The organism is Streptomyces sp. NPDC058620 (assembly GCF_042717135.1).
In the GTDB taxonomy this organism is placed as follows: Bacteria; Actinomycetota; Actinomycetes; order Streptomycetales; family Streptomycetaceae; genus Streptomyces.
Genome location: NZ_JBHXQO010000096.1, coordinates 1 through 13,513, shown reverse-complemented (window position 1 = coordinate 13,513; position 13,513 = coordinate 1). Strand labels below are relative to the sequence as shown.

Genomic DNA, 13,513 nt, shown 5'->3' with positions numbered 1-13,513 from the left:
ACCCCAACCACCCACCAGGGCCATCACACTCGTCCCACCCACCAAAGCAACCAGCAGACGCCAGAAGAGCACCTAAATCACCGGTATGGCTCTTAAAGAGCGTTTTGTCCTGGCGGGAGTGTTTGGGAACGCAGTGCTGTCGTGGATGATTGCGGGGTATTGGTCCAGGTGGAAGCGGTCGGGCAGGTCGCAGACGGGCGCGCGACGGTTCGGGTGCGCTCGGAGGTGGGTGCCGCCGCGGCGTTCTGGTGCGGCGATCCGACGGGAGTGGGGCGCGAGCATCATGGAGGGTCAGCCGAGATACGGCCGAAAGGGATAGCAGTAGGATCTTGGAGCCTCGGATGGATGCTCAGGTCTCGGGTTCGTCCTCCGCGAGGATGCGGTAGATGGAGGCGACGGACGGGTTCTGGCCCTTGTTCTTGCCGGTGGCGATGACGAGTTTCTGGGCGATCTGCGGTACGGGCATGCCGTTGGCGCGCAGGCTGCGGGCGTAGTGGGCCATGTCGTCGTCGACGACCTTGGGCCTTCCGCCGTGACGGCCGCGCGCGCGGGCGGACGCCTGGCCTTCCAGGGACTTTTCGCGGATGTACTCGCGCTCGGACTCTGCCATGCCGGCGAAGAATGCGAACAGGGCGGCGCCGTGCCCAGAGGGGTCGTAGACCCCTTGGAGGGGGCCGGTGAGGAGTTCGAGCTGGATGTCGTGGTGGCGCAGGTCCTCGGCGATGGCCAGGAGCTCGGCGGCGCCGCGGCCCAGGCGTTTCATCTCATGGACGGTGAAGATGACCCGTTGCTGGGGGACGGCCTGCTTGATGGTGCGGGCGAAGTCCATCGCCTTGACGAACTCCGGCCGCCCCTTGATCCGGGTGCTGATCTTCTCCGAGAAGACCGGTTCGCAGCCCGCCTCGCCCAGCGCGTCGAGCTGGCTTTGGAGTTCCTGCTGGGCGGTGGAGCACCGGGCGTAGCCCACCCGCGTCGGCTTGGTGGTGGCGTTGGGCACCACGGCGTCGATCGCCGGACCCGTCTCCCACGTGCGGCCTGGTCCCCGGTCGCCGGGCGTGCGGACTTCGAGTTCAGCGCGGAGCTGGGGGACAAGCATGAAGCGGGGGGTGTGGTACTTCGGGGCGACCTTGCCGCCGCGGGTGCGGCAGGTGCTTCCGGCGGGCACTTCGCAGGTGGGGCAGTCGAACTGTTCGACGGCGGCGGCCGGTTCAGCGAGTGGTGGCATGCCGCAGAACCTACCGCGTGGGGCATTGTGCGAAAGCTGTTCTGAGAGAGGTTATGAGAACGAAGATCAGGGGGCAAATCGGACCCGGTCCGGTGGGGGTGCCTGGTCTCTCAGAACTACTCATTTGTGAGAACCCGGAGCACGGCCTGCTGCCGACCTTCCACCCGTTCCTCTGGGGCAGGGCCCCAGACCTTTAGCCGGACAACAGGTCTGCCGGGCGGATTCCCTCCGTCGGTGCAGCCGTGCCGGGGCATCGCGCCTTCGGCAGGGTCTCTCCCTACGAGGTTGGGGAAAGAAGCGCGGCTAGGACTCCCTGCCCCGGTCCCGATGGACGTCTCGTCCTGCTGCTGCGGCAGTTCGCTCCGCGTGCGCACCGGAGAGAGATAGACCGGCAGGAACGCCGCTGTCAGGAAGGCGCCGCCCGCCCAGAGTGCTGCGTGCACCGAGGCCACCTCGCCGATCAGGCCCGCTACGGCCGAGCCGATGGCCAGGGCCCCGGTGAGCAGGAAGCGGAAGGTTGCGTTCATGCGGCCCAGCAGCGAATCCGCGGTCATCTGCTGGCGCAGGCTGACGCCGAGCACGTTGTTCATGCCGGTCTTGAACATGACCAGCAGCCATCCCGCCCCTGCCAGCCACAGCCCGGGGCCGCGGTCGATGAGCGGCACGAGCAGTCCCGCGGGGGCCAGGACCAGGCCGAGAAGGCCGAGCGAACGGCCGTAGCCGAGGCGCGCGGCGAAGGGCCGGGCGCAGCGGGCTCCCAGCAGGAGACCGACGCCGCCCGCCGCCCAGAACAGGCCCAGCACGCTCTCCGGGAGATCGAGTTCACGAACGAAGAAGACCGGAAGCATCGTGTTGACCATCGCGGACCCGAGGTTGGTGAGGGAAGCGGAGAAGGCGAGCGCCCGCAGCTCTCGGTTTCCGAGTACGTGGCTCAGCCCTTCCCCGATCTGCGCGGCCAGCCGAACAGGCTGCTCCGGCCGCGGAGGCGCCGGCGTACGGCCAATAGCGCTCAGCCGCAGGGCCGAAGCCAGATAACTCACGGCGGTCACCGCAATCGCCACAGGGGCAGTGAGCAGCTGGACGAGCCCTCCCCCAGCACCGCGTCCGGCCACATTGGCGGTGGCCATCAGGGTCATCACGGCGGCATTCGCCTGTACGAGGTCATCGCGGCGAACCAGTTGCGGCAGCACGCTCTGCGAGCCGACATCGAAGAAGACCGTGGCGCAGCCGTTCAGCAGCACGATCGCGTACAACTGCCCGAGTGTGAGGGCTTCCAGCCACCAGGCCAGCGGGACCGAGGCAAGCAGCAAGGCTCGCGTCAGATCCGCGGCGATGAGCACCCGCCGATGCCGCATCCGGTCCACCCAGGCGCCGGCGGGCAGGCCGATGAGCAGGAAGGCAAGGGTGCTCAGGGTCGCGAGGGCGCCGACCTGTCCGGGGCTGGCATCCAGGGCGGAGACGGCGAGCAGCGGGATGGCCACATAGCCGATATTCGTGCCTAGCTGGCTGAGAGTGGTGGCGGTGAAGAGGGTGCGGAAGTCGCGCTGCTGCCAGGGGGAGTGGGGTCGCATGATCCGTTCATTCGGTGGTTGAGAGCCTTGGCGCCCGTACGCCCTTTGCTGCGGCTGAGCCCGACGCCGAGGAGCACCACGGCCATCCCCGCGATGATCCGCACGCTCAGCTGCTCGTCGAGGACGAGCGCACCCAGCGCAATGGAGACGACCGGCAGCAGATAGCCGACGGTGGCGGCCGCCGTCGGGCCCTCGGTGGCGATGATCTGGGAGTTGAGATGGAAGGTGATCCCGGTACCGAAGATGCCGAGCACGATGACCGCGATCACTGCGCTGAGGCTGGGAGCGCCAGGGGCCGCAGGACCCGCGGGCAGCGCGAGCGTGGTCAGGCTCGTCGCCATGAGCAGCTGAGCCGCGGAGAGGGCGAGCGGTGAGGAGCCCCGCAGGCTGAGGAAGCGGGCCATATAGGCGAAGGCGACGGCATAGCTGGCCCCCGCCCCGAGCAGGACTAGGGCGCCACCGCTGGCCAGACCCGACTCCTGCCAGGGCGCGAAGATCAGCAGCACGCCGGCGAAGCCGAGGAACAGCCCGCTCAGGCGCCGCGGGCCCAGCCCGCGGTCCGTAGCGAGGCCGAGGCCGATCAGCAGCGACCACAGCGGCGTCGTGGCATTGAGGACGCCGGCCACCCCGGAGTCGACGTGTCGCGAGCCGAGACTGAAGAGGAAGAACGGCAGGGCATTGCAGAAGAAGGCAGCCATCACGAGATGCCCCCAGATCCGGCGTCCGCGCGGCATCCGCTGGCGCGCGGCGCGGGCCAGGACCAGCAGCACACCGGCGCCGAGGGCACAGCGGATGACGGTGATGTGCAGCGGGGCCAGGCCGCCGTTGAGCGCGACCTTGATCATGAGGAAGCCCGAGCCCCAGAGCAGGGCAAGGACGGCCATGCGTAGATGGGTGCCGCTTCGGCCGCTGCGCACGGTTCGCCTCCTGGTGATGGTGTTTCCCTTACGGTGTCCCGGGTCCATCCATAAGACAAGCGAAAAGATCTTCATGAGACGTTAAGCTCATCTACATGCTTGATGTGCGACGTATGCAGGTACTGCGAGCCGTGGTCACCAGCGGTTCGGTCTCCGCGGCAGCGCGAAATCTCGGCTATACGCCCTCGGCCATCAGCCAGCAGATGGCGGTGCTGGAGCGCGAGGCCGGCATCGCGCTGCTGGAGCGGACCGGGCGGGGCGTACGGCCGACGGATGCCGGCCGGCTGCTCACCGACTACGCCGCGGCCATCGGCCGGCAAGTCGCAGAGGCGGAGACCGCGCTGGCGGGCCTGCGGGAAGGGCGTACAGGGCGTGTCGCGGTCCGCTATTTCGCCACGGCCGGGGCCCCGCTGCTGGCTCCCGCGCTGGCGGAGCTGCGCCGCGAGCAGCCGGGCGTGCAGGTCGAGCTGAAGCTGAGCGATCCGCATGACCCACTGCCGGAGGTGCAGGGGGGTACGGCCGATCTGGCGCTCGTGGTCCGGGCTCGGGAGCGGGTGGCCGTTGAGGGCATCCGCCTCGTGCATCTGCTCGACGACAGCTATGACGCCGTGCTGCCCAAGGGCCACCGGCTGGCCGGGAAGCGGGTGCTCGAGCTGGCCGATCTCGCCGATGAGCCGTGGATCGCCAGCGACCGTCCTGGCCCCTGCCTGGAGCCGGTGCTCGAGGCCTGCGGCGCGGCCGGCTTCACGCCGGACTTCGTGGTGGACAGCGAGGACCATGCCACGGCGCAGGGCTTCATCGCCGCCGGGCTCGGCATCGGCGTGATCCCCCGGCTGGGGATCGGCAGCCGGCATCCCGGCGTGCTCGTACGCAAGATCCGCAATCCGGAGCCGGTCCGCTCGATCTGGGCGGCCGTGCGGGAATCCGCACCGGCCACCTCCGCCCTGAGCGGACTGCTCGCCTCGCTGCGTGCCTGCGCTGTCCAACGGAAATAATTCGTCTGCCGGATCCGGTCACACTGCACCATCGAGCCGGGCCATCTCTGCAACGGACTCACTACTGACGCGCTCGATCAGACCCGCCAGATCCACGGCGAAGACCTGGCCGTATCGGGCGGAGGAGATAGCGTGGACACGCATGGTCAAGCTCGCCGCGTCCTGGGTATCGGCGCTGAAGTGCCCGATCGCGGTACCGTCCGTGCGGGAGATGGTCAGTACCGCACGGCCGAGTCGATCGCTCGCTTTCTGCGCGACGGGGCCAGCGGCCTCGGTGGCGCCCCACCCCCGTGGGGTCGTTCGAGGCCAGCCAGGCGACACCATGACCACGGTCCTCTGCCGTGGCTGGTGATCGGGCCGCCACTCCGCCTCGTCGTCGATGTCCTCCGGCGCGTTGGGGGTCGCGCAGTTGCTCAGGCTGCGGCCGGCTCGGGTTGTTCCTCCTCGAAGTCGACGTCCAGGTGCGGGTCGAAGGCGCCGGGCCGCACGGCCAGCTCGGATGTGGCGTAGGTGCCGAAGCGCATGATGTGGTCGGTCAGGTACGGGCTGATCGCGGCCAGGTCCTCGCCGGTGATCTGCCAGCCCTCCGTCTGGAGCTCGCGCACGACGTCCATCAGGTCCAGCGTCGTATGGAAGATCACGCAGTTGGCCAGCAGCGAGGTCAGCTTCACCGCCTTCTCCTGCTCGGCCGGGTCGTTCTCGGCGATCACCCCGCCGTTGCAGAACGCCAGCCAGTCGGTGAAGTTGTTGAAGGACTCGACCTTGTTGGTGGCCGCCGTTACCCGGCGGCGCAGGGACGGGTCCGAGATGAACCGCAGCATCTGCACGGTGGCGACCGCCCGGTCCACCTCGCGGAAGGCCCGGTAGATCTGGTTGCGCTTGGAGTTACTGCCCAGGCGTCGCAGCAGCAGCAGGGAGGCCAGGGTGCCCTCGCGGATAGCGATGCTGACGCGCATGAGGTCCCTCCAGTGGGCCTCGATGAGCCGCCAGTCGATGACGTTGCGCCCGCCCTGGTCGAACAGGGCGTCGATGTGCCGGTAGCGGGCGCTCGCGGAGGGCCGGTAGAAGGTGCGGTCCTTCCAGTTTCGTATCCGCGGCATCAGCTCAAACCCCATCAAATGGGCGAGACAAAACACCGGGAACGACTGGCCTTGAGTATCCGCATGGATCGTGTCCGGCTTCATCTCCGAGGCGTTCTTCAGCAGCCCGTCGAAGATGTACACGGCCTCCCACACGCCACAGGGAATGAACCTGGAGAAGAGTGCGATGAACTGATCCGATATATGGTGGTATGCGATTCCGCCGAAGCCCCCGTACCGGATCGAGGTCTCGGCGAGCAGGTTGTCGATGAAGGTGTCCATCTGGGTCCCGTCGGCCGCCACGCTCGTCCCGTCGCCCCACGCCTTGACCAGGTCCAGGCGCATGAACGCGTTGACCACGTCGGTGATCGCCTCGTTGATCTTGTCGATGCTCAGGTGCCGGTTCGCGATCGCGCCCAGCTCGTGCGTGGACACCCCGGCGATGTGCCGCGCGGCCTCGGCGAAGGCCTCCGCCGCGGTGGCCTCCAGCCGCCCGCGCAGGGCCGCCGTAAACTCCTCGGCCGTACCCGGCAGCCCGGTCTCCTCGCACAACTGCGCCAACTTCGGCCCGCACTCCTCCCAGTCGGGCAGCTGTTCAAGCCAGTTGGCGAAGGTGTCCGAGCCGGTGATGGCCACATCGCCGGTCCGCAGCTGCTCGGCCAGGTAGGTGAACACCAACGCCTCGAAGCGCCGCCGGTGAAGCATCCCGGGCCGGCGGCGGTCCCGGACGGCCCGCTGCCAGTTCTGCGAGGCGAACCCGAGGTTCAGCGGCTGCCCCTCGTACAGCTCCGAGATGTACTCGCGGGTCGCGCTCTGGTGGGCCCGCGCGTGCTCCAGGGCGTCCAGCACCCGCCGGTCCTCGCTGACCGCCTCGAACTCCAGGGTGCCGATGAGGTCGAACATCGGCGCCCGGTCCCGCTTGTAGAAGCGGGCGACGAGCACCTCGTGGTTGTTGCCGTGGTGGGCGGAGACCGCCTCGATGTCCGCGAACTCCGCGTCGAACGAACCGGAGACCAGCACCGCCTTCTGCGCCATCGCCAGCGCCGCGGCCCGCTGGGCGGCCAGCGCCCGCGCCGCCTTGCGCCGGGCCTTCTTCCCCGCCGGGACCGGCGCCGGGGCCCCGTCCGGGCCGCGGGGGACGAGGTCGGCGGGATCGATCCGCTCCAGCACCGTGCGGTAGGTGCCGATCATCCGCTCCACCAGCACCTGCTGCTGCTTGCGGATCTCCTCCAGCTCGTCCTTCGCGTTCTTGAGCTTGGTGGCCACCCGCCTGCAGAACATCTCCGCCAGGTCGTCCCGGGCCCGCCGGCGGGCCGCGTGCACCAGGCAGGCCAGCAGCGCGGTGCGCTTGCCCGGCTCGTAGTCCCGCAGCTCCGCCGCGTCCAGCGCGGACGCCTCGGCCGCGAAATCGGCGATCTTCCCCGGGGCGAGGCCCTCCAGCCACGCGTCGGTATCCCCAAGCAGGTCCATCCACTGAAGGTGCTTGTGCTGCTCCTTCAGATGGCTCCAGCTGGGACGCTTCGCGGCCTTCTTCAGCCGGTTCAGCCCGCTCTTGCGGTCCAGACCGCCCACCTCCAACAGCCCTTGGAGGCGCGCCCGGTCCTGAAGCGTCATGCGGGAGCGGACGGCGTGGAAGATGTCCTCGTTGACCTCCCGGCGCACCCGCGCGGCCAGCTCGTCCAGGGTGCGGAACGCCAGCAGCTCGCAGGTCGCCCGGACCAGCTCCTCCAGCGCGACGTTGATCAGGTCCGGCGGTTGTTCTTCACCAGCGCCGCCCGACCGATCGCCCCCTCCGCGATCTGACGGGCCCGCTCCTGGTCGTAGGAGATGCCCTGCCGCTCGCGCACCAGCTTGCGGTGCAGCTTGGCGGTGTTGGCCGACTCGTAGTGCGGCCCGGTGCCCTCGGCGAGCTCCAGCGCGCCCCGCACGTGCTCCACCACCGCCTCGGGGACCTCGTCCGCCTTCGGGAAGTAGCCCAGCTTCTGGTAGCACTTCAGCGCCAAGGCCAGGGCGAGCAGGTGCTCCTCGGAGCGGGTCCGCTCCCTCACCCAGGCCGCTTCCTCCGGTTTCGGGGTGAAGAAGACGTGCATCTCCCGCGCCGACATCAGCCGCTTGAAGCGCGGATACGCGGTCCGTTCTATCGAGGTCACGCCGCCGGTCCCCGCCCTTGGTACGAAAACGATCACTTCCGCGCGGGACCGTACCAGGGCAGCCGTCAGCCCACACGAGAGCCCCCAGGGGACCCCGTACACACCGACCGTGCGGCCTCTACGCTCGACTCCCGTGACCGACAGCAGCAAGCATCCCCGCCGTAACAGAGACCTGAGCCCCGAACAGGTCGCGCTCCTCGTCGAGCAGTTCACCGGCCAGACCAACCGCATCGCCGACATCACCGCGATGCTCATCAAGTACGCCCAAGCCGGCGGCACGGACTGGGAGACCTACGAGCGCTTCCTGGACCACCTCGCCCGCGAGGGCATGAAGCTCATCCAGTACGGCCGCGGCCCCCTACAACCGCACCTGGAGAAAGCCGCCCGCACACAGATCGAAGATACCGCCGGGACCACCGGCCGCCAGAGGGCATGCGCGAGCACCTCCATCAGCGCACAGCCACCTCGCTCCTTGCCACCGTGTGGTTCGCCGGGCAGCACCACCTCGTCGAGGCCGACGACTGGCCCGACACCCTGCCCGCCATCGTTCTCGGCGCGATCCGCCAGGCACCGGCCATCAACGACGACCCCACCATGCGTAACCTGCGCGACACCGGAGAACCGCACCCATAGCCGTGCACAACGGGCTCGTCACCCAGTCAAGATCGCGCTGCTATCCCTTTCGGCCGTATCTCGGCTGAACCCCTCATGTGGAGTGGACTGTTGAAGAGGACGTGGCCTGGGGCGGCAACACTCGACCGGCCATTTTGTTCTCACCCGGGGTGGATGAGGTGGAAGGCGGTCGGATCGTCTTTCGGGGGCGGCTGGGCCTGACGGGCGATGGCGGGGCCGTTCTGGAGGTAGCTGGAACCCACATCCTGTTCGACCTCGCCGACCCGCCGCCATCGCCTGCTGTCGATGGAACGTGGGTCGAGGTTCGTGTGGAGCGGAACAGTGTCAGCCTGTGGCCCTACCTGCTGTGATTCACAGAAGTCCGACTCTGCCGCCGTTCAGCTGTCGCGCCAGTTGTGGGTTGATTCGCGGGTGAGTCTGCGGGTCATGAGGTCGATCATCGCTATGTTGATCATGGCTTCGGAGCGCTGTGGGTGGGTTTCGTAGTCGCGGGCGAGGCGGCGGTGGTGCATGAGCCAGCCGAAGGTCCGCTCGACGACCCAGCGTCGCGGGATCACCTTGAAGCCCTTTTGGGTGGGGTCGCGGCGGGTGACTTCGACATCGATGCCCAGGCGGGCGCCGTGGTCGATGGCCTTGGTGCGGTAGCCGCTGTCGGCCCACGCTTTCATGACTCGGGGATGACTTTCGGCGATGTTCGAGAGCAGGTGGATACCGCCGACGTTGTCGGAGACGCTGGCGGCAGTGACCAGTACGGCCAGAAGGAGGCCGGCGGTGTCGACGCCGATGTGACGCTTGCGGCCCGCGATCTTCTTGCCCGCGTCGATGCCCTGACCGGTCGCAGGCACGTTGGCTGAGGTCTTGACGCTCTGGGCGTCGAGGATGCAGGCGGTGGGCTCGGCGTCGCGGCCTTCGGCCTTTCGGACCAGTCGGCGCAGGAGACCGTTGAGCTGGTCGAAGACGCCGTGCTTCTGCCAGGCGGCGAAGTATCCGTAGACGGTTTCCCATGGAGCGAAGTCGTGAGGCAGGTATCTCCACGGAATCCCGGTCCGGTCGACATAGAGGATGGCGTCCATGATCCGGCGCAGGTCGTGTTCGGGCGGCCGGCCGATGTTGTTTCTGTAGTACCGATGGACGCCGTCCCGCTACAGGGCGCAAACAGGTGCAACCGGGGGCGTGTTGGGATCAGACAGGAGTGAAGGGCCTGAAACGGGCCCTCGAAGGCCGTCATCCGCCTCATCTGCCACAAGCGACGTCTACTGCCCCAGCCGAGCCGAAGCGGTCCGCCACCTGAACTGCAACGAAACGTCCCCGCCAGGACAAAACGCTCTCTTAGGGGGCGTTTACGTAGGTACGTTCCGGAAAGCGGCTTTGCTCACTATCCTTCTTTGCCCAGGTTCAGGAAGTGTGCGAATTTCGTCGCCTCCTGCCGCCGAGGCCCTGCGGTCCGTTTCGCTCGCTTCTGCCACTGGGATTCCGTCTGGTTTGTTGACACGCCAGAGCCTCCCGATTAATAGCGGAACGGTACCTTCCGGCCTTCCCGTGGCAACGCTACGGCGTGAGCCAGCGCAAGCCGTACCCGAGCGACCTGTCCGACGCCCGATGGGCCCTGATCGAGCCGACCCTGACGGCATGGCGGAAAGCCCGGCTCGACCGTCGCCCCACCGGACAGCCGGCGAAAGTCGAACTCCGCGACGTGTTCAAACGCGATCCTCTACGTGAACCGCACCGGAATTCCCTGGAAATACGTCCCGCACGACTTCCCGAGCCATGGCACCGTCTACGCCTACTACGCCGCGTGGCGCGACGAGGGAATCTTCACCCAGTTCAATTACGACCTCACCGCGCTGGCTCGCGTGAAGGAAGGCCGCAAGCCCGAAGCCACAGGCTCCGTCATCGACACCCAGAGCATCAAAACCTCCACCAACGTGCCCGCGGCCAGCCAGGGGACGGACGCCGCCAAGAAGATCGTCGGCCGGAAGCGAGGCATCCTCACCGACACGATCGGCCTGATCCTCGCCGTGACCGTCACCGCCGCCAGCCTCTCCGAAAACGCGCTGGGAATACGCCTCCTCGACCAGGCCAAAAGCACCTACCCGACCATCGCCAAGAGCTGGGTCGACACCGGCTTCAAGAAGACCGTCGTCGAACACGGCGCCAACCTCGGAATCGACGTCGAAGTCGTCAACAGAAACCCCGGAGTTCGCGGCTTTCACGTCGTGAAAAGGCGCTGGGTAGTCGAGCGGAGCATCGGCTGGATCATGATGCACCGACGCCTCGCCCGCGACTACGAGACCCTCACCGCCAGCCCCGAAGCCATGATCCACATCGCCTCGATCGACAACCTCGCCAAGCGCATAACGGACGAGACCACACCAACCTGGCGAGGAACCTACTAGGGCATAAGCGGCAATTCGTCTACATCAAACGCCCTCTTAGACGTCGTTTCATTTGGTGAGCCGGTGGTGGCAGATGAGGGCTGCGGCTATGCCGACGAAGGCGAGGAAATGTTCGCGCCTTGCGCTCGTATTGGCGGTGAAGTCGGCGGCAGCCGGCAAGCCAGGACACGGTCCGTTCGACGACCCAGCGGTGTCGGCCGAGCCGTTGTGAGGACTCGATGCCACGGCGGGCGATGCGGTGGCGAATGCCGCGTTTGCGGAGCCAGCAGCGCAGGTGGTTGTAGTCGTAGCCTTTGTCGGCGTGGAGCTTGCCAGGGCGCCGTCGGCGAGGTCCACGCCTGGACCGGATCGGCGGGATGCCCCGCACGAGCGGTTCCAGACCGAGGCTGTCGTGCGTGTTCGCGCCCGAGATGCCGAGCGAGAGCGGCAGTCCGTTCCGGTCGGTGATCAAGTGGATTTTCGATCAGGGCTTGCCACGGTCGGTCGGATTCGGTCCCGTCAGAGGCCCTCCTTTGCAGCCCGCACGCTGACGGAGTCGATCGCGCAGCACGACCAGTCCAGTTCCCCACGCGCGCCGAGTTCGTCGAGGATGACGCGGTGGAGCCGGGCCCAGACCCGGGCCCGGCTCCACTGGGCGAAACGTCGGTAGACCGCCTGCCAACTCGGGCCGAACACCGGCGGGAGCTGCCGCCAGGTGCAACCCGGGGTCGCCACGAAGATGATCGCGGCCAAGGCTTCGCGGGTCACCTGCTCGACGCCGGCCGCCGCCCTGCGGGCGTATGACCTCCGTCGGCGGTACCACCCGCCGGAATAGCACCCACAACTCGTCCGGCACCAGCCGTTCAACCAGATCCGTCATGCACCGTTCAACGAACGATCACGCCAGAAGAAGCGACCTCTAAGCACCCACCCACCCAAGCTGGTCCATCTGCCGCCCCGCGCACCGGCGTTGGTACAGTCCACGATCATGGCGAGAAACACCTGGTTGACCAGGACTTCGGGTGGGGGCGCGCTGCTGTTCGCAGTGTTGGCGATCTGGACACTGCTGCTGCGGGCGGGCATGTCCGTGTACCGGCCGGACGTGGCCGTGCTCGGGGCCGTGGCTCTGGTCCTGGGCGCCATATGGGTGTGGTCGGGTTCCCGGCCGGTCCGCGTTGCGGCCCCTCGGCAGGCCGATCCCACGCCACCGCCCGCACGCCTGCCCGTCGAGCCGCAGTGGATCCGCCGCATCACACCGTGGCTGCTGGGCGTGGCCGTGATACTGCCCGCCCTGTCCGTGGCGACCGAGCTGGCGATCCGGCCGGACGGCGACGACCTCAGGCGCATCGCCGCGATTCAGAAGGCCGGCGCCGAAACCGCCGAGGGCACGACCGTCGACGTTCACAGGCTGACCAGGGACGACCCGAAAGTCGCGATGTTCAGCGGTGACGTGACAGTCGCAGTCCCCGTCCTCGCCCCGGACGGTCACCGGGTCACCGGGCGGGTCGCGGTGCGCAACGGCCACTTCGGGATGCAAGGAGGGGGGAGCAGGCGCAGCTCGCCCAGACCCATGATCGTCCTGTACGCCCCCTCGGCACCCGAACTCGGCGGCGTGGTGGACTACTCCGGCCAGATCGGCCGGTACGCGGAGACGGACTCCCCGTTCGCGTTCTCCCTGCCGCCCTATTTCACGGTGACCGCCTTCGTTCCCGGCGGCCTCCTGCTGTTCATCTGGGTGCTCCGTGTGACCCGGTACGCCCCGAAGGCCGACGCTGCCGCCCGTTCCCTCCGCGAGGACGCGGCCGGCGGATCGGCCTTGCCCGCCGTCCGTGCACGGATCACCTCGGCCCGGCGCGGCGACCACGTGTCGCTCGGAGACATCGACGGCACCGTCCGCGTGACCTCGGACCACAAGCTGCGCTTCGCACTGGAGGACGGCTCCGAAGTACTGGCCGCCAACCGCGGCGGCCCGCCCCACACGCTCGCCCTGCTCGCGGCCACCATGGGCGAACGGCCGGGCTGGCTGTGCGGTGCCCGTAACTGGCGCCTGATCAGGAACAACCAGCCGGTCGTCTTCGTCACCGACGAAGGCGAGGTGGCGTGGCTGGAAGTGGACCGCGCCGACTTCGAGCGAATCCTCGCCCCCGCGACCCCCGTACAGCCCGACCCGAACCGCAGAACCGTCCTCGCCCCCACCCCCACCACCGTGCTGCCGGGCGCCCACTGGCCCTGGCTCGGCGGCCTGCTGCTGTCCTATGCCCTCGCCACCTACGTACTGATGGTCCCGATGTCCTGGGGCGCCGCACTGTCCACGACCGCAGCCGCCGCAACCACCGCCGTCGCCGCCTTCGTCTTCCTGGCCCGCCGCCGAGCGGCCCTCACGGACCGCCTGGGCCACTGGGAAGTCCACGAAACCCGCGACCCGGATCTGGGCCCGGCCTAGCTTGATCTTTAACCTGTGCGGCGTGGACGGGGGGTCGTTGACTTCTTCGTGCGTCGCTTCGCGGAGCCTGGTCTGCCAACTGTGTGCACGTCATAGCGGGCAGTGGGCTGGTTGTTCTTGCGGCC

Annotated in this window: 9 protein-coding genes and 3 pseudogenes; 5 read left to right on the top strand and 7 right to left on the bottom strand. The window is 68.1% G+C overall.

What is annotated here, in order from left to right; genetic code table 11:
* Positions 1–349 precede the first annotated feature (349 nt).
* From ACFWSK_RS36290 to ACFWSK_RS36280, 3 genes are all read right to left on the bottom strand, one after another.
* Entirely contained in the window at positions 350–1,225 is an 876-nt protein-coding gene (locus tag ACFWSK_RS36290) for a recombinase family protein (RefSeq protein WP_383796039.1), read from the bottom strand.
* 116 nt (positions 1,226–1,341) lie between these two features.
* A complete protein-coding gene (locus ACFWSK_RS36285; RefSeq protein WP_383796036.1) occupies positions 1,342–2,796 on the bottom strand; it encodes an MFS transporter in 1,455 nt (484 codons plus the stop codon).
* A complete protein-coding gene (locus ACFWSK_RS36280) occupies positions 2,724–3,680 on the bottom strand; it encodes a DMT family transporter (protein WP_383796041.1) in 957 nt (318 codons plus the stop codon). The genes ACFWSK_RS36285 and ACFWSK_RS36280 overlap by 73 nt, the downstream gene beginning before the upstream one ends.
* A gap of 128 nt (positions 3,681–3,808) precedes the next feature.
* On the opposite strand from ACFWSK_RS36280, the gene ACFWSK_RS36275 reads away from it, so the two are divergent.
* Positions 3,809–4,708 (top strand): LysR family transcriptional regulator, encoded by a 900-nt coding sequence (locus tag ACFWSK_RS36275; protein ID WP_383796034.1) that lies wholly within the window; start codon positions 3,809–3,811, stop codon positions 4,706–4,708.
* A 413-nt stretch (positions 4,709–5,121) separates the two neighbouring features.
* Here the strand turns inward: ACFWSK_RS36275 and ACFWSK_RS36270 are convergent, their stop codons facing one another.
* Both ACFWSK_RS36270 and ACFWSK_RS36265 read right to left on the bottom strand, forming a co-directional pair.
* On the bottom strand, positions 5,122–7,449 hold the full coding sequence (locus ACFWSK_RS36270; protein WP_383796031.1) for a Tn3 family transposase: 2,328 nt from the start codon (positions 7,447–7,449) through the stop codon (positions 5,122–5,124).
* A gap of 80 nt (positions 7,450–7,529) precedes the next feature.
* Entirely contained in the window at positions 7,530–7,937 is a 408-nt protein-coding gene (locus ACFWSK_RS36265) for a DUF4158 domain-containing protein (protein WP_383796029.1), read from the bottom strand.
* Positions 7,938–8,369: 432 nt separating this feature from the next.
* Between ACFWSK_RS36265 and ACFWSK_RS36260 the strand changes: the two genes are divergently transcribed.
* Together ACFWSK_RS36260 and ACFWSK_RS36255 are read left to right on the top strand one after the other, a co-directional pair.
* Positions 8,370–8,570, top strand: a complete 201-nt coding sequence (locus ACFWSK_RS36260) for a hypothetical protein (RefSeq protein WP_383796026.1) — start codon at positions 8,370–8,372, stop codon at positions 8,568–8,570.
* 77 nt (positions 8,571–8,647) lie between these two features.
* Complete coding sequence (locus ACFWSK_RS36255) at positions 8,648–8,920, top strand: hypothetical protein (protein WP_383796023.1); 273 nt, start codon at positions 8,648–8,650, stop codon at positions 8,918–8,920.
* Positions 8,921–8,947: 27 nt separating this feature from the next.
* Here the strand turns inward: ACFWSK_RS36255 and ACFWSK_RS36250 are convergent.
* Positions 8,948–9,682 (bottom strand): annotated as a pseudogene (locus tag ACFWSK_RS36250) (IS5 family transposase); the annotation flags it as partial.
* Positions 9,683–10,125: 443 nt separating this feature from the next.
* On the opposite strand from ACFWSK_RS36250, the pseudogene ACFWSK_RS36245 reads away from it, so the two are divergent.
* Positions 10,126–10,966: pseudogene (locus tag ACFWSK_RS36245) on the top strand (IS5 family transposase).
* A 48-nt stretch (positions 10,967–11,014) separates the two neighbouring features.
* Here the strand turns inward: ACFWSK_RS36245 and ACFWSK_RS36240 are convergent.
* Positions 11,015–11,825: pseudogene (locus ACFWSK_RS36240) on the bottom strand (IS5 family transposase).
* 108 nt (positions 11,826–11,933) lie between these two features.
* On the opposite strand from ACFWSK_RS36240, the gene ACFWSK_RS36235 reads away from it, so the two are divergent.
* Positions 11,934–13,388 carry a hypothetical protein gene (locus tag ACFWSK_RS36235; RefSeq protein WP_383796020.1) on the top strand — a complete coding sequence of 485 codons (1,455 nt, stop codon included), beginning with the start codon at positions 11,934–11,936 and terminating at the stop codon, positions 13,386–13,388.
* The last annotated feature ends 125 nt before the right edge of the window (positions 13,389–13,513 follow it).

Bases quoted from the DNA above. Each gene is read 5' to 3' on its own strand.
- ACFWSK_RS36290 (WP_383796039.1), bottom strand. From the start codon at position 1,225: ATGCCACCACTCGCTGAACCGGCCGCCGCCGTCGAACAGTTCGACTGC.
- ACFWSK_RS36285 (WP_383796036.1), bottom strand. From the start codon at position 2,796: ATGCGACCCCACTCCCCCTGGCAGCAGCGCGACTTCCGCACCCTCTTC.
- ACFWSK_RS36280 (WP_383796041.1), bottom strand. From the start codon at position 3,680: ATGGCCGTCCTTGCCCTGCTCTGGGGCTCGGGCTTCCTCATGATCAAG.
- ACFWSK_RS36275 (WP_383796034.1), top strand. From the start codon at position 3,809: ATGCTTGATGTGCGACGTATGCAGGTACTGCGAGCCGTGGTCACCAGC.
- ACFWSK_RS36260 (WP_383796026.1), top strand. From the start codon at position 8,370: ATGCGCGAGCACCTCCATCAGCGCACAGCCACCTCGCTCCTTGCCACC.
- ACFWSK_RS36235 (WP_383796020.1), top strand. From the start codon at position 11,934: ATGGCGAGAAACACCTGGTTGACCAGGACTTCGGGTGGGGGCGCGCTG.